This is a genomic window from Litoreibacter ponti, assembly GCF_003054285.1.
In the GTDB taxonomy this organism is placed as follows: Bacteria; Pseudomonadota; Alphaproteobacteria; order Rhodobacterales; family Rhodobacteraceae; genus Litoreibacter; species Litoreibacter ponti.
Map to the genome: position 1 here is coordinate 412,251 of NZ_QBKS01000001.1, position 20,744 is coordinate 432,994.

Genomic DNA, 20,744 nt, shown 5'->3' on the forward strand with positions numbered 1-20,744 from the left:
ATAGGCGGCTTAGCCCGCGCTGCCAAGGGTGGCGGCGATCAACTGGTCGAGACCTTCGGGTGAAGTGACCCGCCCCAGATCGGTATGCGAGACCTTAATACCGAAATTGTCGGCCATGGCGCGGTAGCGCGGCTCGCGCTGCGATATGGCGCGGGCATAGGTGAAGGTCATGAAGTCGTTGGGCTCCACCTCGGCCTCGGTGCAATTGTGCTGGGCAAGGTATTCGTCCCACAGCTCTTGCAGGAAGGCGGGGCGGTAGCACATCGGCTTGGGCGCGCGCTGGAAGCGGCGCACCAGCTCTGCCTCGTGATCCTTGGAGCCTTCGATCCAGACCATCAGGTGGTTTTTCGCCAGCGCATTCAGCAGCTTGTCACCCTTGTCGAACGGGTCGACCACCTCGCAGGTGGAGCCGCCGCTGTCGCAGACGAAATTGGTGTAGCCATAAAGATCCTCGGCCCGCTCGATGAAATGGGCGGTGTCGTAAAGTGCTGCGACCTCGGCGCGGTGATGCTGGGCCTGACGCTTCTGGTACTCGGCAAAGCTGAGGCCGCCGTGCTCAGGGTTTCCGGGCTTGCCGAGATAAGTCGAGAGCGGCGACAGGTCATCGAAGGTCAGGTTCGAGGCGATATATATCGAGTCGCTGCGCAGCAGCTCCGCCAGAAACGGGTCCTGCATCGCGCGGCGCTTGAAATTGTCGGTGATGTACTCGCCCATGTAGCGCGTGCCGATGCGGTAGTCGGCTGAGTAGTGGAACCATTCGCCCGACGCGCGCAGCATATTGGAGACATGGGTCTTGCCAAGCCCGGACATGCCGAAGAACAGCACCCGCTTGCGCTCTGCCTGTAGCCAGTCCTGGCCAGATTTGTAGATCATCGTGCCGTCTCCTTGCCTTCTTGGCTTGGTAGCCGGGGCGGACGGAGGAGGCTAGGGGGCGGCGCGCAAAAAGCGCATGACGCGGCCATCGAGCACCAGCAGGCCAAGCGCCAGAAGCGCGAAGCCCGCGTAGGCGCGCGGGGCGAGCTGTTCGCCCAGCACCAGCGCGCCCAGAATGATTGCCACAGGCGCGATGAGCAGGGTGCAGATCATCAGATTGCCCGACCCCGCCATGGCAAGGATGCGGTAATAGAGCAGGTAGGCGCCCGCGGTGGCGATGATCGCGTAGTAGGCAATGGCGGAGGTGGCGGTCAGGCTGAGATCGGTCGATGGCACCCCGTCGATCAGCAGCGCCGCGGGCACCATGATCAGGGTCGAGCCGGTCAGCATCCCAGCGGCAGCCACCTGCGGGGACAGCCCACCCAGCGTCATGCGCGCCCAAGACCCCGCAAGCGCGTAGGACAGCGTGCCCGCAAGCACCGCCAGCTGCGCGGTGGAGCGGATGTCGAACTGCGCGAGGTTTTCCAGCCCGATGGCGGTTGCCACCCCGAAAAATCCCAAGGCCACACCAACCGCGCGGGTGGGGGTCAGCCGCTCATCCGCGAAGACCAGCGCGGCGACGATGACGCCGAAAATGGCCGTGGAGGCATTCAGGATTGAGGTCAGCCCGGTCTCGATATGCAGCTGGCCCCACGCCATCAACGAGAAGGGGATGACGTTGTTGAGCATGCCCATGGCCAGAAACGCACCCCAGACCCGCGGCGCGCGCGGCACGGGCAGGCGGCGGACGAGGATGTAGAGCCACAGCACTACCATGGCCCAGAACACCCGATGCGCGACGGAGGTGACGAAGGGCACCTCGTCCAGCGCCAGCCGGATCGACAGGAACGAGCCGCCCCAGATGAGCGACAAAAGCGCCAGCTCGGCCCAGGCGCGGGTGGACATGGATTTCTGCAGCGTCGCGGTCATGGATGGCAGCTATGGCAGATTCGCAAAGTTGCGAAAGCCCGATCCTTGCGCAAAGAAAAAGGCCCCGCCGGTGAGGGCAGAGCCTTTCAAGCATTTTCAGATGCTTAGAACTTGTAGTTCACCTTGAAGCCAACGCCGACGGCGCTGTTGCCTTCGAAGAGCGCGACGGGCTGCGAAGCCACGCCAGCGAAGGCATCGCCGAGCTTGGTGTAGTTGATGCCGCCGGTGACCGTCAGGTTGTCCTTCTGGTAGCGGCCGCCCACGGTCAGACCGATCTGGCCGTCATTGGGGCCCAAGGGCGAGACGGTGGCGGAGCCGTTGTCCTTCTCATAGGTCACCGAGATGGAGCCCACGAGGTTTTCGTTGAAGCGGCGGGCCACCCCGATATTCCAGCGGTAGCTGTCGTCGATATTGGCAAGGTCCTGGCCGAGGGTGGGCGGGATCACGTCAAAATCGTCCCAGTCGGTCCAGCGCATGGAGGCCAACAGCAGCGTGTCCTTGGCGATGCCGGTCTGGAATTCGAGGTTCACGGATTGCGGCGACGAGAAGGTGGTCGTTCCAGCGATCGCGCCTGCTGCCGCGGCTGCGCCGATTGCCAATGTCTCGGTCGAATTGGCGTCGTGCGTGATTTCCGAGTGGTAGGTCAGCACGGCGCGCAGCGCGATGTCGGGGATCTCGTAGGCGACACCGGCGGTCAGGCCAACGCCCCACTCCTCGGACAGGCGCACATCATAGCCGCCGTTTGCAGTGAAACCGGCAGAGGCACCTTGCACCTGTGCGCCGAGGGTCGGGAGGAGGCCCGCCACGCCCGGCGGCAGAGCGGCAATTGCGTTCGGGTCGCCCTGAAGCGCGCCACCAAGGATTTGTGCGGTCGTACCCGCTCCGGCAGCGACGCCCGCGGTTGCAAGGGCGTTACCATAGGCCTGACCGTTCAAGGACACACGACCACCGGCACGCTGCACGCGCAGGCCACCAAAGACGCTGAAGCGCTCGTTCATCTGGAACTTGCCAAGAATGCTGATCGCGTCCGAGGTCAGGTCCGCGCGGGTGCCAGCGAGGTTCGATGCGGCGGGATCGCCGTTGTAGAAGATGTCGGCGCCAAAGGGCTGGTCGTAGATCACCGTGTAGGACAGGCGATCGTTGATGTCATTTGTGTAGGACAGGCCGAGCTGCGTGTAGGAATTACCCGCGTCGTAGCTTCCCACGTTGCCGTTGCTGTCGGAGCCGGTCACGGACGGCTGCACGTAGCCCAACGAGAAAGAGTAGGTGTTGGGATCGTCAAAGATCGCCAGAACACTTTGGCCGGACCGGTCAAGGCCGCCTGCGGTGGCGAGTGATGTGGAAGCGGCCAAAGCGGCGGCTGCGCCTGCAAATCGTTTCATGGTTTCCTCCCCGAAACACATTGGTGTGAAGTTGCGGCGAGATTAGGTCCGGCTTTCCGCCTGCGTCAATTTGTGACCCTGCGTCAGAGCCGTTTTGCCCCTTGAAAACCCTACGTCACACCTAAGGCGTGACGAAAAGCGCACAGATGCCCTTAGGTAAGGGCGCGGCTTCTGCGGGCCTCGGCGGCGATATTGAGGTAATTCGCGCCGAAAATGATCGCGGCCCCGATGAAGACGAACGGGTCCAGAGCCTCGCCGAAAATCAGCATCCCAAGCAGCGCCACGACCGGCAAGCGCGCGAAGTCGAGCGGCATGACCGTGACCGCAGGGGCCTCTGTCAGGGCCGATGTCAGGCAGAAATGCGCGGCAAGCCCGGTGCAGGAGACGATGATCACCCAAGGGATCAGCGCCGTTGACGGCCACGCGATGTCGCCATCATAGCCCGCACAGACCAGCCCGAAGACGGCCTGCATGACCGCCAGCCAGAACAGGATGCAGGTGATCGAATGGTGCCGCGTCAGGATCTTGGTAAAGATCGCCGAGCCCGCGAAGCCAATGGCCGAGCCCGCGGCGAAAATCGCGCCGAGCTCGAGATTGGCGAAGTCGGGCCGCGCCACGATCAAGATGCCGATAAAGCCCAGCACGGCGACGAAGAGCCTCAGCCGCGTGAGCCTTTCAGACAGAAAGAACGGCGCGAGGATCGCGACCCAGATGGGCGAGGTGAATTCCAGCGCAATGACCTGCGCCAGGGGGATCATCGTGATGGCCGCAAACCACAGGTTTTGGCCCGCGAAATGCGAGACGTTCCGGGCAATATGCAGCTTGAAGTTGCGGGTCGAGATTTGGCCCAATGTGCCGGCCATCCCGCCGATTCCAAGGACCAAAGCGATGGAGATAAACGAGCGGTAGGTCATCAGCTCGAACGTGTCGAGCTCGGCGCCCACCTTGCGGCCCGCCACGGCCATCAGCGAGAAGGACGCGATTGCGCCCAGCATCCACAGGGCGGCTTTGGGCAGGTTGGAGGCGGGCTGGTCCATGGGCCTCGACAGAGCCTCTGGGCAGGGTGGGGTCAAGCGGATTATGCTGGTGGTATGAAAACAGGAAAGAGCAACATGGCGCGGTTTGCGGCTTGGCTGGGATGCGCCTGCCTTTGGGGGGGCGCGGCGACTGCAGATGAGTTGAAGAAGAACAACGTGCCCCAGCTTGTGGTTTATGAGACAGCCGACCGGCTGTTTCCCGATATGCCAAAAGTGGCCCCTGTAGCTCGGATCACTGAGGTCTGCGGCGCGGATGACAGCGTGAACCCACGCGTGGCGTACTGTACCAGCGACAATTCCCTCTATGTGCGGGCCGGTAGCGCCTTGGAGCCCCGTGAGGCCTATGAAATGGCCCATGTGCTGGGCCATGCGGTGCAAGTGCGCCATGGCGTGGCGGATGTGGCGTTGCGTGAGATCACGCAGCGGCGCGACGAAGAGGACAAGCTGCGCGGCTGGGTGACACGTCAGGTGGAATGCATCGCCGGGTTCTTGTTCCACGAGTCCGGCCTGCCGGAGACGGATCTACGGGCCCTTTACGACGAAGAGCCCATGACCGACGGCCATTGGGGGCGGAACCCGTTGTCGATTGGGCCGAAAGTGTCGATTGGGCTAGAGGCACGGGCGGAGTGGTTCTTGGTCGGACAGAAAGGCGATTTGAGCGCCTGTGCGGTGGGCGAGTTCGGCTCGGAGCTGTTGATCGAGGCGTTGCGCGAGGATTAGCTTTACCGCGCAACCTTTTGTAATCACTCCCACTCAATCGTACCCGGAGGCTTCGATGTGATGTCGTAGGTCACCCGGTTGATGCCCGGCACCTCGTTGATGATCCGGGTGGCGGTTTCGCCGAGGAACTCGTGGCTGAACGGGTAATAATCCGCGGTCATGCCATCGACCGAGGTCACGGCACGCAAAGCACAGGCATAGTCATAGGTGCGCCCGTCGCCCATGACGCCGACAGTGCGCACGGGCAGGATCGCCACGAAAGCCTGCCAGATGTCGTCGTAGAGCCCGTGTTTGCGGATCTGGTCGATATAGACCGCGTCGGCCTCGCGCAGGATGTCGAGCTTCGCCCGCGTGATCTCGCCGGGGCAGCGGATCGCAAGACCCGGTCCGGGGAAGGGATGGCGGCCGATGAAGGACGGCGGCAGACCCAGCTCGGCCCCCAAGGCGCGGACCTCGTCCTTGAACAGCTCCCGCAGGGGCTCGACCAGTTTCAGGCCCATCTTTTCGGGCAGGCCGCCCACATTGTGGTGGGATTTGATCGTGACCGATGGCCCGCCGGAGAAGCTGACGCTTTCGATCACGTCCGGGTAGAGTGTGCCTTGCGCCAGAAATTCGGCGCCTTCGATCTCATTGGCGTATTTCTGGAAGACGTCGATGAACAGCTTGCCGATGATCTTGCGCTTGGTCTCGGGGTCGGATTGCCCTTCCAGCTCGCCCAGGAACAGGTCCTGCTCGTCGGCGTGGATAAGCTTCATGTTGTAGTGGTCGCGGAACATGGTGACGACCTCGTCGGCCTCCCCCTTGCGCAGCAAACCATGGTCCACGAAGACGCAGGTCAGCTGGTCGCCGATGGCCTCGTGGATTAGCACGGCGGCGACTGAGCTGTCGACGCCGCCGGACAGACCGCAGATCACCTGCTTGTCGCCGACCTGCGCGCGGATCGCCTCGATCGCTTGCTCGCGATAGGCGCCCATGGTCCAGTCGCCAGTGAACCCCGCCATGCGCACGAAGTTCTCGTAGAGCTTGGCGCCGTTGGGGGTGTGGTGCACCTCCGGGTGGAACTGCACGGCGTAGAAATTGCGCTTGGTGTCGGCAGTGATGGCGTAGGGCGCATTGGGCGACGTGCCGTAGACCTTGAAGCCGGGCGCGAGCTTGGAGACGTGATCGCCATGTGACATCCAGACCTGCTCGCGGTCGGTCAGGAACCAGCCGTCGAGCAGCTCAAGCGGCTCAGAGGGCGAGACGAACGCGCGGCCAAACTCGGCGGTGCCGCCACCGCCCGAAATCTTGCCGCCCTCGACGAGGCCGCCGAGCATTTGCATCATCACCTGCTGGCCGTAGCAGATGCCCAGGATCGGGACGCCCATCTCGAACACGGAGGCCGGGGGGCGAGGGGAATCGTCGTGGACCACGCTCGCAGGGCCGCCCGAAAAGATCACCGCTTTCGGCGCGAAGTCCTGAAGGAACGCGTCAGTCACGTTCTGATACGGGTGGATTTCGCAATAGACGCTCAGCTCGCGCAAACGGCGTGCGATCAGCTGGGTCACCTGGCTGCCGAAGTCGATAATCAGCAGCTTCTCGTGGGATATCTCTGTCATGGTCGCTGATTATGGGGCGGGCGCGGCGCTGGCAAGCCCACATCACCATGAACTTCGCGAAGGTGAGCTGCAACAATCCGTCCGATGTGTCGCTTTTTCGCGCCAAGGGGCGGATTTGTCGGGCGGGCCGGGCAAGGGGGGCGGTATCACCGCAGGCAACGCAGATTTGCAAGGGGAGCGAGCCCATGTCCGACACCGCCACCGCACCACGTCGTCGCAGCCGCGGCGGAGGGGGCGCCGCCCGGCGCGCAGAGCGCACGGCCGTCAGCGTCGAGACCGCAAAATATATCGAGCGCAACATCCCGAATTTCGAAGTGCTGACCGAGGAGGCGCTTGAGATCATCGAGGCCAATGCCGAGACGGTGCTGGCCGAGATCGGGGTGAATTTCGTCGACAATCCCGACGCGCTTGAGCTGTGGCGGGCCGCGGGGGCGGAGATTGATGGCGAGCGGGTACGCATCCCGCGCGGCCTTGCGCGGCAGTTGGCCTCGACCGCACCGTCGACAATCACGCAGCACGCGCGCAACCCGGAACGCTCGGTCGAGATTGGCGGCAAGTCCCTGGTCATTGCGCCTGTTTACGGCCCGCCTTTTGTGCGCGACGCCCAGGGCGGGCGGCGCTACGCGACGATGGAGGATTTCAACAAGTTCGTGAAGCTGGGCTACATGTCCAAGTGGCTGCACCATTCGGGCGGCACCGTGTGCGAGCCGACAGATGTGCCGGTCAACAAGCGCCATCTGGATATGCTATATGCCCACATGTCGCTGTCGGACAAACCTTTCATGGGATCGGTGACGGAGCCGGTACGCGCGCAGGATTCGGTGGAGATGGCCGAGATCCTGTTCGGCGGGCTCGACGGGCGCACGGCGATGACCTCGCTGATCAACATCAACTCGCCCATGACCTTCGATTCGATCATGATGGGCGCGCTGGAGGTCTACGCCCGCGCCAATCAGGCCTGCATCATTTCGCCCTTCATCGTGGGCGGCGCGATGGCGCCGGTCTCGGTCGCGGGGACGCTGACACAGGTGCTGGCGGAAGTGCTGGCCGGCGTGGCCTATAGCCAGTTGGTCAAGCCGGGCGCACCGGTGATCTTCGGGGCGTTCGTGACCTCGATCGACATGAACTCGGGTGCGCCGACCTTCGGCACGCCGGAGGCGTCGCACATCACATACGGAGCCGGACAGCTGGCCCGTAGGTTGGGGCTGCCTTATCGGTCGGCGGGGTCGTTCTGCGGATCGAAACTGCCCGACGCGCAGGCGGCCTATGAGACGGCGAACTCGCTGAACATGGGGCTGCTGTCGGGTGTGAACTTCATGCTGCATGGCTGCGGCTGGCTGGAGGGCGGCCTTGTGGCGTCCTTCGAGAAATTCGTGATGGATGCCGATCAGCTGGGCACGCTGCATCATTTTGCCCGCGGCGTATCGGTCGATGCGAACGCGCAGGCGATGGATGCCATCGAAGAGGTCGGGCCCGGCGGGCACTACCTGGGCTGTGCGCACACGCAGGCCAACTTCAAGGATGCGTTCTGGCGCTCGGACCTGTTTGACTACAAGCCGTTCGAGACCTGGGCCGATGAGGGCGAACGCGACACGGTGGCGTTGGCCAGTGCGCGGGTGGAGAAGATGCTGGCGGACTACCAGCAGCCGATGCTGGACCCCGCCATCGACGAGGCCCTGCGGGCCTATGTGCGCCAGAAGAAAGAGAGCATGCCCGACGCATTCATCTGATCGCGGTCGCGCCTAGACGGTGGTGGGACGCCATCCGGTGTCAGAGCTGGTGCGCCGGGGTGTGCGGGCCGGTGCCGCGCTTGGTGCGGGCAGATTGCGGCTTTCGGCCATCAGGGCCACCAGCACTTCGATATGCTTGTTCGGGCTGTAGGTGCCGTCGCGGGCCACCCGCGTGCGCTCGATGGCTTCTTCCTGTGCCAGCAGATGCGAGACGATCCGGCGCGGGCTGGCAGAGCTGTTATGGCCGGAGATTCGCCGCAGATCGCGGTCGCGCTTGTACTCCGAGACGCCATGGCGGGCAGCGCGCACCAGAAGGCGCGGACGATTCAGGTTGCTCAGGGCGGTGGCGAGATCAGACATTTAGCAAAGCTCCAGGGATATGTTTCGGGGCTAACATAGGCAGGGTTTTCGCCCCGTTGCGGGGGGCGTGTGCGGTGCGCGCGCTCCCGAAAATATTGTTTACGTTTTGGAAACAAATTCGCAGAAACCGGCCCGCCGTTAACCATCTCGTAAGCAATACAACCTCAAGTTGTGCCACGAGCCGAGGCATTTTTCAGCCTCATGACCCGCAATATCGAGGGCCCGCTTTCATGCATGCTGCTCCTGTTCCAACCGGCCAGATGGCCATGCCCGACTGGGTTCCCCAAGCGGTGCGTCGCTACCTGATCCACACCGAGAAAGGCCGCTCTTTCAGAGACTTGGCGCGCGAGGAGGGCGTTCATGCCTCAACCGTGCTGCGCCAGGTCCGCCGTTTCGAGAGCCGTCGCGACGACCCGCTTGTGGATGAAGCCCTGGAGCACCTTAGTCACCAGTTCATTTCCCGCCCCGAGACATTCGACACAAAAGGATCCGCCCCCATGACCGCGCAGAGCCGTAACCATTCAGAAACCTATTCCAAAGCCTCACCGACGGCCGGCGGCCCAACCATTTTGGGTGACGAGCAGGCGCTTGCCCGCGAGGCGCGCCGCGTGCTGCGCCGCTTGTGCGAAACCGGCGCGATCCTCGCCCTGGCCTCCGAGATGGACAACGCCGTTGTGCTGCGCTCCTTGCGCGACGGCCCCCCGACCCGCACCGCCGTCGTGTCGCGCGACGTGGCGCAGGCCTTTGCCTTGAAAGACTGGATCAAATGCACGCGCACCGGACGGGTGGCGAGCTATGAGATCACCAGCACGGGCCGCGCCGCGCTGAAGCAATACCTGTCCGAGGAGATGGCGCGCAAACGCCGCAGCCGCGGCGAGCATGACGGCTCTTGCGCCTTTGGGCGGCCCGACTGGGCTGACAGTGAGGCGATCATCGACGATGGCGCGGTGCTGCCCCTGAAGCCAAACATGGCAGAAAGCCCGCTGGCCATGCTGGCGCGCAAACGCGGCCAGGACGGCAAGCCGTTTCTTGACCCCGATCTGGTCCATGCCGGCGAGCGGCTGCGCGAGGATTTCGAACTGGCGCAGATGGGGCCGCGCATCGCGCAGACCTGGGACGGGGCGCTGGCCGCCCAAGAGCGCGCGGCCTTGATCGATGAAGAAGGGCTTGGCGACGCGCCTCGCGCCGCCCGCGAGCGGATTTTTGCGGCGGTTGACGATCTGGGTCCGGGTCTGGGCGACATCATCATGCGGTGCTGCTGCTTTCTCGAGGGGCTCGAGACGGCGGAGAAGCGCATGGGCTGGTCGGCCCGCTCCGGCAAGGTGGTGCTGCGTATCGCGCTTCAGCGCCTGCGGCGCCACTACGTCGAAAAAACCGGCCATGTCAGCGCTATGATCGGGTGAGATAGCGGCCATGCGGCACCATCGGTTGCCCCTGCGACAACAGATCGTTTAACTTTAAACGATCTGGACCCTATATAGCAGGGACCACACCGAAGGAGCCGTACCCGATGGCCACTCGCGATCTGAAAATTCCCGCGCAACGCCACCCCGAAAAGGCGCGTCGCCCGGACAATGCCCAGCCGAAAAAGCCGGACTGGATTCGGGTGAAAGCGCCTGTGGGCCAAGGCTATCAGGACACGCGCGACATCATGCGCGAGCACAAGCTGACGACCGTGTGCGAGGAGGCGGGCTGCCCCAATGTGGGCGAATGCTGGAATCAGGGCCACGCGACCATGATGATCATGGGCGAGGTCTGCACGCGCGCCTGCACCTTCTGCAACATCGCCACCGGCAAGCCGCCCGAGGCTTTGGATGTATTCGAGCCGGGGCGCGTCGCTGATGCGGTCAAGAAACTGGGGCTGAACCACGTGGTGATCACCTCTGTGGACCGCGACGACATCGAGGATGGCGGGGCGGAGCATTTCGCCCAGACGATCCGCGCGATCCGACGCCAATCCCCGGACACGACAATCGAGATCCTGACGCCGGACTTTATTCGCTGTGATCCCAGCGTGTTGGAAGTCGTTGTTGAAGCGAAACCGGACGTGTTCAACCATAACCTCGAGACTGTTCCCGGGCTCTACCCGGAGGTGCGCCCGGGTGCGCGCTATTTCCACTCGCTGCGGCTGCTGCAACGGGTGAAAGAGCTCGACCCGACCATGTTTACCAAGTCGGGCATTATGGTGGGGCTCGGCGAGGACCGGCAATCAGTGATCCAGGTGATGGAAGACATGCGCGCCGCCGATATCGATTTCCTGACGATCGGGCAGTATCTGCAACCCACCCCGAAGCACCACGCGGTTGATCGGTTCGTGACGCCCGACGAGTTCGCGTCTTACGAAAAGGCGGCGTATGGCAAGGGTTTCCTGATGGTGTCCGCTACGCCGCTGACCCGGTCGAGCTACCACGCGGGCGACGACTTCGCCCGGCTGAAGGCCGCGCGTGAGAAGAAACTGGGCCTCGCCTAGCTGGGATCAGCTATGGGCGGCAACGCCTTGATATAGCTGACAATCGCGGCCACGTCGCTTTCCGGCAATCGGGCCAGATTGGTGACGACAGATGCCATGTGGCCGCCCGCGCTATCATAATCCGGCGTCAATCCGGTGGTCAGGTAGGCCTGCAAATCAGCCTCCGACCAATCCAGCACCGCTGGCGTGATGTTTGGGATGCGGCCCTTGCCCGACGGGTTGGGCGCGCCCGCCATCCATCGCGACTTGTCCAATCCCCCTAAAGCATTCCTCGGCGTGTGGCACTCGGCGCAATGGGCGAGCGCTTCGGACAGGTATTCGCCGCGGGCGACCTCGGGCGGCATCTCCGGTCCCGTTGGCGCGCCGAACAGAAGCTTCCAGCCGCCAAGGGTACGGCGGATGTTGAACGGGAAGCCGACGTCATGGGGCCTGGAGGGGGGCGACGCCTCGGGCAGGTTCATGATGAAGGCGTAGAGCGCCGCGATGTCCTCGGACGTTGCTTGTGCGTAGGCGGTGTAGGGAAAGGCCGGGTAGTAATGCGCGCCCGCTGGCGAGACGCCCGCCTGCACCGCGTTGGCGAACTCCAGCAGGGTCCAGCCGCCGATGCCCTCTGGCCCTGGTGAGACGTTGGGCGCGTAAAAGGTGCCGAACTCCGACGCGAACGCCTGACCGCCGGCCAATAGGGGCGCGTCCGTTTCCTCGGCCCCCTCAGGGATGTGGCATGAGGCGCAGCCGGACGCCCAGAACACCTGCGCGCCCAATGCCAGATCCTGCGGGGCCGTCATTAGCGCGGTCTCGGTCGCGTGCGGCAAAGGGGCAGGGGCTGTCAGCCACCACCCGATCCCTGCGCCCGCGACGCAAAGCGCCAGAAGACCCCGCTTCCACATGCGCGCTATTCTGGCTTCGGACCCCGATAGGCCTTGTGGCAGGTGCCGCATGCGCCGCCGACCGCGCCCATTGCGCCTTGCAGAGAGGCAAGGTCGGTGCCCGCGACATCCGCCATCGCCTTGGCCGCGGCGGCCATGTCAGCGCTGGCTTTCTGGAACCCGGCGCTGTCTTCCCAGATCTTTGGCGTGGCGCGCGTCTTGCCCTGCATCGCGGCATTATCCGTGCCTGCGGTCCACAGCAGCGACTGATCGGTGCCAGTGACGGCGGCCAGATTGGCGGCGGCGATGGCTGCAACTTCGGCGTTGTATTCCGTCTCGCCCTTGGCCATCGCGCCCAAGATGCTGAGATTATACGAATAATTGGCCATCAATCCGTTGCGCGCCTTGATCTCCGGCGGGGTGTTTTCGTGGCCACCCGCCAGGGCCGAGCTGGCGAGAAGACCCGCACCAAGAAGTGCCGTCGTCAGAATTCGTGTGAGCATGATGGGAAATCCTCCAAAAAAGAGTTGCCGTCAGGGAAAGGCTACCTGTTATGAAATGTAAAGCTAGTCTGTAATTTCTGAGAGGGTCCGTTAAAAAATGCACAGGTCAAGCTGGGACGATCTCAAGTACCTTCTGGCCGTCGCGGAAAGCGGCTCTGTCTCGCGGGCCGGGCGACACCTTCAGGTGAACCACGCCACCGTGCTGCGCCGGGTGTCATTGTTCGAGGACCGGATGGGGATTTCCGTCTTTGAGCGCACACCTCAAGGCTACAGCCTGCCGAAAGAGAACGAACCGCTGATCGAAGCGATCCGCGAGGTCGAGCTGGCCGTGCGCTCGGTCGAGCGGATCATCGAAGGGGGCAAGGCGCCGCTTAGCGGCAAGGTGCGCATCACCTCGACCGACACCCTGTGCCATCTGGTCTTGCCGCGCGTCATCACCGAGATGCGCAGTGAGGCGCGCGAGCTTGCGATCGAGCTGATCTCGACCAACGCACATCTGGACATGACCCGCCTTGACGCCGAGATCACCGTCAGGCCCGCGGCCGAGCTGCCGGACCACCTGATTGGCGAAAAAGCTGGCGCGTTCGTCTTCGGCGTGTACCGCGCCCGTCAGTGCGCGGATGCGGGCGGCGAGACATGGCTGGGGATGTCCGGCCCGCTGAGCCGCACCGCAGCCGCGCGCTGGATGGAGGCAAATGTGCCGGACAGCCAGATCAGCGGCTCTGCCGACAGCTTTCTGACGCTGCGCGAAATGGTGGCGTCGGGCGCGGGCCAAGCCTTCATGCCGCGCATGCTGGCGGTGGGCGACGGGCGCTTGCGCGAATGCGCCGGGATCGCGCCGCAGTTTTCCGTGCCGATCTGGGTCGCGAGCCATGTGGACCTGCAGGATGTTCCCCGGATCGCCGATGTCTCCCGCCTGCTGGTGGCGAAGCTGAAGGAGCAGCACGCGCTGCTGACCGGCGGGCCATAGCAAGCGGTGGCCGAGACGCGGTCCCTGTCAGAACTTCGGGGGGCGCGGCAGGCGGTCGAGCTGCGCCCAGGAGGGCCAGCCGATGTAATGCTCGATCAGGCCGACGGTGATCACCACCACGATCAACCCCACCACCAGTTTCACCCGCGCGGGCGAAGGTGGGCGGCGCACCCACAACGCGGCTCGGATGAGCCAGCGGGGGTTCACGTGAAGCGGACCTTGCCGATATAGGGCAGGTTGCGGTTGCGCTGGCCGTAATCGATCCCGTAGCCCACGACGAACTCGTCGGGGATCTCGAAGCCGGTCCAGGTGGCCTTGATGTCGACCTCGCGCCGCGTGGGCTTGTCGAGCAGGGCGACCGTTTCGATCCGCGCGGGCGCCCGGCTTTCCAGCAAGTGCAGGACATGGGACAGGGTGAAGCCGGTGTCGACGATATCTTCCACCACCAGAACATCGCGCCCGCCGATCTCGCCGCGCAAATCCTTCAGGATGCGCACCTCGCGGGAGCTTTCCATGCCGTCGCCGTAGCTGGACGCCTCCAGGAAATCGACCTCGACGGGCAGATCCAGCTCGCGCACCAGATCGGCGATGAAGACGAAAGAGCCGCGTAGAAGCCCCACGATAATCAGCTTGTCGGTGTCGTGGAACTGGTCGTGGATTTCGCGGGCCAGCGCCTCGATCCGGGCGGCGATGGACTTGGCCGAGATCATCTCGTCGATCACGTAAGGCGGATGAGACATGTTATCCCCTTGTCTTTTGGCGCGCGGTGCGGGAAACCCCCGCAACTGTCGAGCAACCAAACCGCCTATGCCAAGCCACCGCGAAAAACGCAAGCTGCCCTACACGGCGCAACAGATGTATGACCTTGTCGCGGATGTCGGGCGCTACCCCGAATTCCTGCCCTGGTGTGCGGCGGCGCGCGTGCGCTCGGTCACGCCGGAAGGTGATAAGGAGATCATGCTGGCGGACCTCGTGATCAGCTTCAAGGTCTTCCGCGAAAAGTTCGGCAGCCGCGTCACGCTCTGGTCCGAGACGATGCAGATCGACACCGAATATCTCGACGGACCTTTCAAGTTCCTCAACAGCACATGGCAGTTCCGCGATCTTGACGACGGCTGCGAGGTGGAGTTCGAGGTCGACTTCGAATTCCGTAACCGCATCCTGCAAGGCGCCGCCGGGCTGTTCTTCAACGAGGCGATGCAACGCGTCGTGCGCGCCTTCGAGGCGCGGGCCCAAGACCTGCATGGTGCATCTGGGTAACAGCCCCTTCTTGCCCCTAGGTAAGCCCGGTTGATTTATCCACAGGCCGCGGGCAGTCTGGTCTCAATAATGAATAATTCGGGCTGCCAATGATGCACCCGATCCCTTGAGTGCAGTGTTGAGGTAGTTGCGTATGGATGTCTTTTTCCAGATGAAATTTGCGTATTGTGGCAAGCCGGACGGGCTTTTGAGCAAACGCAAAAAATCCCCCAAAACCTTGAATGACGATGAAATCCTGCGGCAGTTCGACCTGCTGGAGCGGATCACCCTGCCGTCGCTGCGCGACCAGAGCGACCCGCAGTTCCGCCTGACACTCCTGTGCAGCGCGCGCATGCCGCAAGAGGGGCGCGAGCATCTTGACTGGCTGCTTAACCATTACCTGCCCGGGCGCAGCGAGGCGATCTTCGCCCGGCCGATGATCCCGGGCCGCGTTTTTCGCCGCCAGATGCAGGGGCTGGGCCGCGGCGACGAGCCCGTGATCCAGACCCAGATCTGTGAGGGCGAAGGCTTCGGGCGCAACTTCGTGCGCCGCCTGCGCGAGCACGGGATCGAGAGTTGGGCGAAGTTGCCGTGCGACGGCGGCGCGAAAGCGGCCAAGGGCACCTTCATGAGCTTCCGGCGCGGATTGCGCCTGGGGATGCGCGGCAAGGCCTTCGTCGGGCTGGAGCCCGTGACCTCGCCCGACATGCCGTTTGCGCTGTCGCTCGTGGCGCGGCCTTCGAGCCGATATAACCCGATGCTGATCAATGCCGATGGGCTGGGGCACCGCTTCCCCCATGTGGGCGTGATGACTCAGACGCTTCATTGCCTGCGCGCGCGCAATCTTGGCCAGACCGACAAGATGTTACCGCCGGAGCGGCGCATCCTGAGCCAGGCAGGGGCCGAGTTCCGCGTGCTGCGCGGCGGCCACCGGATCGAATGCGTCGAGGATCAGGTTCTGGCGAAACCCGTGGATGTGCGGCTTCCCAAGGTCATGGTGGGCTAAAGGTTCACCGGCACCATCGTGCCTTGCAGTGCCGCGATATGGGTGCGGGTGCCGTCGAGTTCCGCGAACACATCGGCCGCGACGACGACGAGGCGGCGACCGGCCTTCAGCACGCGGCCCTCCGCGATCAACCGCCCGGTGGCGGGGGCGAGCAGGTTGATCTTGATCTCCGCCGTCATGACCTCGACCTCCAGCGGCATAACGCTTAGCGCGGCGTAGCCCGCCGCACTGTCGCCAAGCGCAAAGGTCACGCCCGCATGGGCAAAGCCCTGTTGCTGTTTAAAGCCATCCTGCACAGGCGCGGATAGGGCGACCCGCCCCGGCTCGAGCGTCACGATCTCGGCCCCAAGCGACGCCATCATCGACTGCTGCGCGAAACTGGCACGGACCTTGGCGTCGATATCGGCGGGCAGATCGGTCAATAGCCGCGCCAGATCCAGCCACCGCCGAAGATGCGGCTTGAGCCCTCGTCGTAGAACACGCAGGCTTGTCCGGGCGAGACGCCTTCCTCCGGTGTCAGCAGCTCGACCTCCGCCTCGGTCGCGGAGATCGGGCGGATGATCGCGGGCGCGGGCGGACGGGTGGAGCGCACCTTGACGCCGACATGCCATTCGTCCTGGCTGTCGAACGGTGCGTCGCCCAGCCAATTGATCTCGCGCACGGGGATCTTGCGGGTCGCCAGCGCCTCTTTCGGGCCGACGATCACCTGTTTCGCGTCCACATCCAGCTTCACCACGTAAAGCGGCGTCGCGAGGCCACCAATGCCAAGACCGCGCCGCTGCCCGATCGTGTAATGCAGCACGCCCTTATGTTGAGCGAGAATCTTGCCATCCATATCGACGATATCACCGGGCTCGCCCGCGCCTGGGCGCAGTTTCTCGATCACGGACGCATAGTCGCCGTTGGGCACGAAGCAGATATCCTGGCTGTCGGGCTTGTCGGCCACACTCAGCCCGTATTTTGCGGCCAGCGCCCGCGTCTCCGCCTTGGAGGCCAGATGGCCCAGCGGAAACCGCAGGTAAGACAGCTGCTCTGGCGTGGTCGAGAACAGGAAGTAGCTTTGGTCGCGGTTCGCATCGGCGGCCGAGTGCAGCTCCGGCCCGTGGGGGCCGTCTTTGCGTTGGATATAGTGGCCAGTCGCCATGCAATCGGCGTCGAGATCCTTCGCGGTCTCCAGCAGGTCCTTGAATTTCACCCGCTCATTGCAGCGGATGCAGGGGACGGGCGTGGCACCGGCCAGATAGCTGTCGGCGAATTCGTCAATGACCGCATCCTTGAAGACGTTCTCGTAGTCGAGCACGTAATGCGGAAAGCCCATTTCCTCTGCCACGCGGCGGGCATCGTGGATGTCGCGCCCCGCGCAGCACGCGCCCTTCTTGGCCAGCGCCGCGCCGTGATCATAAAGCTGCAAGGTGACGCCCACGACATCATAGCCTTCCTCGGCCAGCTGCGCGGCCACGACCGAGCTGTCCACGCCGCCCGACATGGCGACGACCACGCGCGTTTCGGCCGGGGCTTTCGCAAAGCCCAGCGAATTCACGCGTCCCGGGGTCCAGTCCAAAGGCATTTTCTTCGTCTCCGTGGGGTATCCGGCGGAATATAGGAAAAAGCGACAGATGAACAAGGCCGGGCTTCACGGTCCCTTAAGGCATCGACACTAAGGAGGAGGGCACAAGAGACGTATTCGGGAATTTAAGTATGTACCTCAAAAAGGAAACCGGGCCGCGGATGGTCACCTTGCCCGACGGCAAAACGATAAGCCGGGCCGATTTGCCGGACCCCGCCACCCGCCGCTGGGTTGCGAGCCGTAAGGCGATGGTCGTGCGCGCGGTCGATGCGCAGCTGGTCACGCCGGAAGAGGCCTGTGCGATGTATGACCTGTCGGAGGAAGAGCTTGCGTCCTGGCGCAACGCCGTCGCGGACCATGGTGTGAAGGCGCTTCGGGCCACGTCCTTGCAGGCTTACCGACAAAATGACGCATGACCCCCGTATGATTAACTTACGGTAACTTCGAATTAACCTTTTGCGATTTAGTGTTAACGTAATGAGGGGAAGTATACCGGAGACTACATTATGCGAGTGCTACTCGTCGAAGACGATCCGACCACCGCGAAGTCCATCTCGATGATGCTGACCCACGCCAATCTCAACGTGTATTCCACGGATTTGGGGGAGGAAGGCATTGATCTTGCTAAACTTTATGACTATGATCTGATCCTTCTTGATCTGAACCTGCCAGACATGACGGGGCACGAAGTGCTGCGCCAGTTGCGGCAATCGCGCATCGAGACACCGATTCTCATTCTGTCCGGCGCGGACGACACCGAAAACAAACTAAAAGGCTTTGGCTTCGGCGCGGATGACTATTTGACCAAACCTTTCCACCGCGAAGAGCTGGTCGCACGAATTCACGCGATCATTCGACGCTCCAAAGGGCATTCGCAATCGGTCATTCGGACCGGCTCGATCTGCGTCAATCTTGATGCGAAGACGGTCGATGTGGACGGGGTGCCGGTGCATCTAACCGGCAAGGAATACCAGATGCTGGAGCTTTTGAGCCTGCGCAAGGGCACGACGCTGACGAAAGAGATGTTTCTCAACCATCTCTATGGCGGGATGGACGAGCCCGAGCTCAAGATCATCGACGTGTTCATCTGCAAACTCCGCAAGAAGCTTGCGACGGCGACCGGGGGCGAGAACCATATCGAAACCGTCTGGGGCCGCGGCTATGTGCTGCGCGATCCGCAGGTGGGCGAGGACTCCGGTCCCAAACGCATCGCCGCCAGCGCGTAATCCTCTGGCGCGCGGGCCGACACTGGACGGCCCCCGCTCTTCGCGCCATATCTAGGGCGTGATCTGAGAGGAAGCGCGCGCGCCATGGACCAAAACAGCCGAGCCGACCTTACCCCGGTGGCGCAGTTGAGCGAGGCCGACGCAAAGGCCGAGCTTGCGCGATTGGCACAGATCCTGCTGCAGGCCAATGCCGACTACCACACCGAAGACGCGCCAGAGCTGAGCGACGCGGAATATGATGCCCTGAAGCGTCGCAATGCAGAGATCGAAGCACGTTTCCCCGACCTCAAACGCGATGACAGCCCGACCGAGAAAGTCGGCGGCCCGCTGGCCGAAGGGTTTTCGAAAATCACCCACGAAGTGCGAATGCTGTCTCTGGGCAACGCGTTCGACGAAGAGGACGTCACCGATTTCGACGCCAGTGTGCGAAAATTCCTGGGCCTTCAGCCAGATGAGCAATTGTTCTACACGGCCGAACCCAAGATCGATGGTCTGTCGCTGTCCTTGCGCTATGAGGCCGGAAAACTTGTCTACGCGGCGACGCGGGGGGACGGCGCCGTGGGCGAAAACGTCACCGCAAATGCGCGTATGGTCGACACGATCCCGACCGAGCTGTCCGGCGCGCCGGATGTGCTGGAGGTGCGCGGCGAGGTCTATATGAGCCACGAGGATTTCGCGGCTTTGAATGCCGCGCAGGACGAAAGCGGTGGCAAGACGTTCGCCAATCCGCGCAATGCCGCCGCCGGATCCCTGCGCCAGTTGAACGCCGAGATTACCCGCGCCCGTCCGCTTGATTTCTTTGCCTATGCGTGGGGCGCGCTCTCCGCGCCATTGTCGGAGACGCAGATGGGCGCGATCGAACGGCTGGCGGAGCTCGGATTTCAGACCAATCCTTTGACCAAGCTCTGCGATGGCCCGGAGGCCCTGATCGCGCATTACAAGGACATCGAGGCGCAGCGGGCGGAGCTGGGGTATGACATCGATGGGGTCGTCTACAAGGTAAACGATCTGGGCTTGCAGCGCAGGTTGGGCTTCCGCTCGACCACGCCGCGATGGGCGATCGCCCATAAATTCGCAGCAGAGCTGGCCTGGACCCGGCTCGAAGCGATCGAGATTCAGGTCGGCAGAACGGGTGCACTTTCGCCCGTGGCGCGGCTGACCCCGGTGACCGTGGGCGGCGTCGTCGTCTCCAACGCCACGCTGCACAATGAGGACTACATCGCCGGGCGCGACAGCAAGGGCGAGGTGATCCGCGACGGCAAGGACATCCGTGCGGGCGATCTGGTGCAGGTCTACCGCGCGGGCGACGTGATCCCGAAAGTGGCCGACGTCGATCTTTCCCAACGCCCGGCTGACGCCGAGCCCTTCGTGTTCCCACACACCTGTCCGGAATGCGGCTCTGACGCGGTGCGCGAAGAGGGCGATGCGGTCAGGCGCTGCACCGGCGGGTTGATTTGCCCGGCGCAAGCCGTCGAAAAGCTGAAGCATTTCGTCAGCCGTGGCGCGTTTGACATTGATGGGCTCGGGGCCAAGCAGGTCGAAGCCTTCTACAATGACGACCATCTCAAAATCCGCGAACCCGCCGATATTTTTACCCTGCGGGCTCTCGACGCGGCCAACCTGTCGAAGCTGAAGAACCGCGACGGCTGGGGCGAAACCTCCGCCGGGAACCTGTTCGACGCGATTGATGCGCGGCGCCGGATTCCGCTCAACCGGGTGATTTTCGCGCTAGGCATTCGCCACGTGGGCGAAAGCGCGTCAAATCTTCTGGCGCGCCACTACGGCTCCTGGACCGCGTTCGAGACCGCGATGCGGGACGCCGCCCCGCAAGAGGGCGAGGCGTGGGAGTCACTTTTGTCGATCGACGGCGTGGGCGAGGTCATGGCCGCCTCGGTCACGCAAGCCTTCGCGCAAGAGGCTGAATTTGCGTCTATTTCCCGGCTCGTCGAACAGTTGGAGATCGAAGATGTCGCCCAGCCTAACGACAGCGGCTCGCCCGTCGCGGGAAAAACGGTCGTCTTCACGGGCACGCTGGAAAAGATGACGCGAGCCGAGGCGAAGGCGCGCGCCGAGGCGCTTGGCGCAAAAGTGTCGGGCAGCGTTTCGTCCAAGACGTCGCTGCTGGTGGCGGGCCCGGGCGCAGGATCGAAGGCCACAAAGGCCGCCGATCTCGGGGTCGAGGTGATCGACGAAGACGCCTGGCTGACGCTCATCGGCGACGCGTGAGC

At 63.5% G+C, this 20,744-nt stretch carries 22 protein-coding genes; 10 read left to right on the forward strand and 12 right to left on the reverse strand.

All coding sequences use genetic code 11. The annotated features are described in order from the left end of the window. Window positions 1-9 precede the first annotated feature (9 nt). The 4 genes from C8N43_RS02175 to C8N43_RS02190 form a co-directional block, all read right to left on the reverse strand. Window positions 10-873 (reverse strand): ATPase, encoded by an 864-nt coding sequence (locus tag C8N43_RS02175; protein WP_107844046.1) that lies wholly within the window; start codon window positions 871-873, stop codon window positions 10-12. Between the two features lie 51 nt (window positions 874-924). Beyond that, entirely contained in the window at window positions 925-1,842 is a 918-nt protein-coding gene (locus C8N43_RS02180) for a DMT family transporter (protein WP_107844047.1), read from the reverse strand. A gap of 104 nt (window positions 1,843-1,946) precedes the next feature. Continuing rightward, on the reverse strand, window positions 1,947-3,224 hold the full coding sequence (locus C8N43_RS02185; protein ID WP_158269892.1) for an outer membrane protein transport protein: 1,278 nt from the start codon (window positions 3,222-3,224) through the stop codon (window positions 1,947-1,949). Window positions 3,225-3,376: 152 nt separating this feature from the next. Next, complete coding sequence (locus tag C8N43_RS02190) at window positions 3,377-4,261, reverse strand: DMT family transporter (protein WP_107844049.1); 885 nt, start codon at window positions 4,259-4,261, stop codon at window positions 3,377-3,379. A gap of 54 nt (window positions 4,262-4,315) precedes the next feature. Between C8N43_RS02190 and C8N43_RS02195 the strand changes: the two genes are divergently transcribed. Continuing rightward, window positions 4,316-4,981: a hypothetical protein gene (locus tag C8N43_RS02195; RefSeq protein ID WP_158269893.1), complete on the forward strand. Its 666-nt coding sequence runs from the start codon at window positions 4,316-4,318 to the stop codon at window positions 4,979-4,981. A 23-nt stretch (window positions 4,982-5,004) separates the two neighbouring features. On the opposite strand, the gene guaA is transcribed toward C8N43_RS02195, so the two are convergent. Further along, a complete protein-coding gene (guaA, locus tag C8N43_RS02200; protein ID WP_107844051.1) occupies window positions 5,005-6,579 on the reverse strand; it encodes a glutamine-hydrolyzing GMP synthase in 1,575 nt (524 codons plus the stop codon). A gap of 185 nt (window positions 6,580-6,764) precedes the next feature. Here guaA and C8N43_RS02205 point away from each other — a divergent pair, with 185 nt between their 5' ends. Continuing rightward, entirely contained in the window at window positions 6,765-8,309 is a 1,545-nt protein-coding gene (locus C8N43_RS02205; protein WP_107844052.1) for a trimethylamine methyltransferase family protein, read from the forward strand. 12 nt (window positions 8,310-8,321) lie between these two features. On the opposite strand, the gene C8N43_RS02210 is transcribed toward C8N43_RS02205, so the two are convergent. Continuing rightward, entirely contained in the window at window positions 8,322-8,669 is a 348-nt protein-coding gene (locus tag C8N43_RS02210) for a DUF6477 family protein (protein ID WP_107844053.1), read from the reverse strand. A 230-nt stretch (window positions 8,670-8,899) separates the two neighbouring features. Here C8N43_RS02210 and C8N43_RS02215 point away from each other — a divergent pair, with 230 nt between their 5' ends. Together C8N43_RS02215 and lipA are read left to right on the forward strand one after the other, a co-directional pair. Then, the gene (locus tag C8N43_RS02215; RefSeq protein ID WP_245912882.1) at window positions 8,900-10,072 is read left to right on the forward strand and encodes a DUF6456 domain-containing protein; all 1,173 of its coding nucleotides are present in this window, start codon (window positions 8,900-8,902) and stop codon (window positions 10,070-10,072) included. A 107-nt stretch (window positions 10,073-10,179) separates the two neighbouring features. After that, a complete protein-coding gene (gene lipA / locus C8N43_RS02220; protein WP_107844055.1) occupies window positions 10,180-11,139 on the forward strand; it encodes a lipoyl synthase in 960 nt (319 codons plus the stop codon). On the opposite strand, the gene C8N43_RS02225 is transcribed toward lipA, so the two are convergent. Together C8N43_RS02225 and C8N43_RS02230 are read right to left on the reverse strand one after the other, a co-directional pair. Beyond that, the gene (locus tag C8N43_RS02225; RefSeq protein WP_107844056.1) at window positions 11,136-12,026 is read right to left on the reverse strand and encodes a c-type cytochrome; all 891 of its coding nucleotides are present in this window, start codon (window positions 12,024-12,026) and stop codon (window positions 11,136-11,138) included. The genes lipA and C8N43_RS02225 overlap by 4 nt on opposite strands. A gap of 5 nt (window positions 12,027-12,031) precedes the next feature. Further along, window positions 12,032-12,508 carry a c-type cytochrome gene (locus tag C8N43_RS02230; RefSeq protein WP_107844057.1) on the reverse strand — a complete coding sequence of 159 codons (477 nt, stop codon included), beginning with the start codon at window positions 12,506-12,508 and terminating at the stop codon, window positions 12,032-12,034. Between the two features lie 97 nt (window positions 12,509-12,605). Between C8N43_RS02230 and C8N43_RS02235 the strand changes: the two genes are divergently transcribed. Then, window positions 12,606-13,478 carry a LysR family transcriptional regulator gene (locus tag C8N43_RS02235; RefSeq protein WP_107844058.1) on the forward strand — a complete coding sequence of 291 codons (873 nt, stop codon included), beginning with the start codon at window positions 12,606-12,608 and terminating at the stop codon, window positions 13,476-13,478. Window positions 13,479-13,505: 27 nt separating this feature from the next. Here C8N43_RS02235 and C8N43_RS02240 read toward each other — a convergent pair whose 3' ends face one another. Together C8N43_RS02240 and hpt are read right to left on the reverse strand one after the other, a co-directional pair. Further along, window positions 13,506-13,685: a hypothetical protein gene (locus C8N43_RS02240; protein WP_107844059.1), complete on the reverse strand. Its 180-nt coding sequence runs from the start codon at window positions 13,683-13,685 to the stop codon at window positions 13,506-13,508. Continuing rightward, entirely contained in the window at window positions 13,682-14,218 is a 537-nt protein-coding gene (gene hpt / locus C8N43_RS02245) for a hypoxanthine phosphoribosyltransferase (protein ID WP_107844060.1), read from the reverse strand. The genes C8N43_RS02240 and hpt overlap by 4 nt, the downstream gene beginning before the upstream one ends. Window positions 14,219-14,285: 67 nt before the next feature. Here hpt and C8N43_RS02250 point away from each other — a divergent pair, with 67 nt between their 5' ends. Together C8N43_RS02250 and C8N43_RS02255 are read left to right on the forward strand one after the other, a co-directional pair. After that, window positions 14,286-14,738: a type II toxin-antitoxin system RatA family toxin gene (locus tag C8N43_RS02250; protein ID WP_107844061.1), complete on the forward strand. Its 453-nt coding sequence runs from the start codon at window positions 14,286-14,288 to the stop codon at window positions 14,736-14,738. A gap of 217 nt (window positions 14,739-14,955) precedes the next feature. Then, window positions 14,956-15,723, forward strand: a complete 768-nt coding sequence (locus tag C8N43_RS02255; RefSeq protein ID WP_158269894.1) for a glycosyltransferase — start codon at window positions 14,956-14,958, stop codon at window positions 15,721-15,723. Here the strand turns inward: C8N43_RS02255 and C8N43_RS02260 are convergent. Continuing rightward, window positions 15,720-16,085, reverse strand: coding sequence for a PaaI family thioesterase (locus tag C8N43_RS02260; protein ID WP_211308589.1), 366 nt, complete (start codon window positions 16,083-16,085; stop codon window positions 15,720-15,722). The genes C8N43_RS02255 and C8N43_RS02260 overlap by 4 nt on opposite strands. Window positions 16,086-16,141: 56 nt before the next feature. After that, window positions 16,142-17,290 (reverse strand): tRNA 2-thiouridine(34) synthase MnmA, encoded by a 1,149-nt coding sequence (gene mnmA, locus C8N43_RS02265; RefSeq protein ID WP_107846204.1) that lies wholly within the window; start codon window positions 17,288-17,290, stop codon window positions 16,142-16,144. Between the two features lie 131 nt (window positions 17,291-17,421). On the opposite strand from mnmA, the gene sciP reads away from it, so the two are divergent. The 3 genes from sciP to ligA all read left to right on the forward strand — a co-directional run bounded on the left by sciP (window position 17,422) and on the right by ligA (window position 20,742). Then, window positions 17,422-17,706 (forward strand): CtrA inhibitor SciP, encoded by a 285-nt coding sequence (gene sciP, locus C8N43_RS02270; protein WP_107844063.1) that lies wholly within the window; start codon window positions 17,422-17,424, stop codon window positions 17,704-17,706. 90 nt (window positions 17,707-17,796) lie between these two features. Next, window positions 17,797-18,516 (forward strand): response regulator transcription factor CtrA, encoded by a 720-nt coding sequence (gene ctrA, locus C8N43_RS02275; protein ID WP_107844064.1) that lies wholly within the window; start codon window positions 17,797-17,799, stop codon window positions 18,514-18,516. An 84-nt stretch (window positions 18,517-18,600) separates the two neighbouring features. After that, on the forward strand, window positions 18,601-20,742 hold the full coding sequence (gene ligA, locus C8N43_RS02280; protein WP_107844065.1) for an NAD-dependent DNA ligase LigA: 2,142 nt from the start codon (window positions 18,601-18,603) through the stop codon (window positions 20,740-20,742). Window positions 20,743-20,744: the final 2 nt, after the last annotated feature.

Bases quoted from the DNA above. Each gene is read 5' to 3' on its own strand.
- C8N43_RS02175 (WP_107844046.1), bottom strand. From the start codon at position 873: ATGATCTACAAATCTGGCCAGGACTGGCTACAGGCAGAGCGCAAGCGG.
- C8N43_RS02180 (WP_107844047.1), bottom strand. From the start codon at position 1,842: ATGACCGCGACGCTGCAGAAATCCATGTCCACCCGCGCCTGGGCCGAG.
- C8N43_RS02185 (WP_158269892.1), bottom strand. From the start codon at position 3,224: ATGAAACGATTTGCAGGCGCAGCCGCCGCTTTGGCCGCTTCCACATCA.
- C8N43_RS02190 (WP_107844049.1), bottom strand. From the start codon at position 4,261: ATGGACCAGCCCGCCTCCAACCTGCCCAAAGCCGCCCTGTGGATGCTG.
- C8N43_RS02195 (WP_158269893.1), top strand. From the start codon at position 4,316: ATGAAAACAGGAAAGAGCAACATGGCGCGGTTTGCGGCTTGGCTGGGA.
- guaA (WP_107844051.1), bottom strand. From the start codon at position 6,579: ATGACAGAGATATCCCACGAGAAGCTGCTGATTATCGACTTCGGCAGC.
- C8N43_RS02205 (WP_107844052.1), top strand. From the start codon at position 6,765: ATGTCCGACACCGCCACCGCACCACGTCGTCGCAGCCGCGGCGGAGGG.
- C8N43_RS02210 (WP_107844053.1), bottom strand. From the start codon at position 8,669: ATGTCTGATCTCGCCACCGCCCTGAGCAACCTGAATCGTCCGCGCCTT.
- C8N43_RS02215 (WP_245912882.1), top strand. From the start codon at position 8,900: ATGCATGCTGCTCCTGTTCCAACCGGCCAGATGGCCATGCCCGACTGG.
- lipA (WP_107844055.1), top strand. From the start codon at position 10,180: ATGGCCACTCGCGATCTGAAAATTCCCGCGCAACGCCACCCCGAAAAG.
- C8N43_RS02225 (WP_107844056.1), bottom strand. From the start codon at position 12,026: ATGTGGAAGCGGGGTCTTCTGGCGCTTTGCGTCGCGGGCGCAGGGATC.
- C8N43_RS02230 (WP_107844057.1), bottom strand. From the start codon at position 12,508: ATGCTCACACGAATTCTGACGACGGCACTTCTTGGTGCGGGTCTTCTC.
- C8N43_RS02235 (WP_107844058.1), top strand. From the start codon at position 12,606: ATGCACAGGTCAAGCTGGGACGATCTCAAGTACCTTCTGGCCGTCGCG.
- hpt (WP_107844060.1), bottom strand. From the start codon at position 14,218: ATGTCTCATCCGCCTTACGTGATCGACGAGATGATCTCGGCCAAGTCC.
- C8N43_RS02250 (WP_107844061.1), top strand. From the start codon at position 14,286: ATGCCAAGCCACCGCGAAAAACGCAAGCTGCCCTACACGGCGCAACAG.
- C8N43_RS02260 (WP_211308589.1), bottom strand. From the start codon at position 16,085: ATGATGGCGTCGCTTGGGGCCGAGATCGTGACGCTCGAGCCGGGGCGG.
- mnmA (WP_107846204.1), bottom strand. From the start codon at position 17,290: ATGCCTTTGGACTGGACCCCGGGACGCGTGAATTCGCTGGGCTTTGCG.
- sciP (WP_107844063.1), top strand. From the start codon at position 17,422: ATGTACCTCAAAAAGGAAACCGGGCCGCGGATGGTCACCTTGCCCGAC.
- ctrA (WP_107844064.1), top strand. From the start codon at position 17,797: ATGCGAGTGCTACTCGTCGAAGACGATCCGACCACCGCGAAGTCCATC.
- ligA (WP_107844065.1), top strand. From the start codon at position 18,601: ATGGACCAAAACAGCCGAGCCGACCTTACCCCGGTGGCGCAGTTGAGC.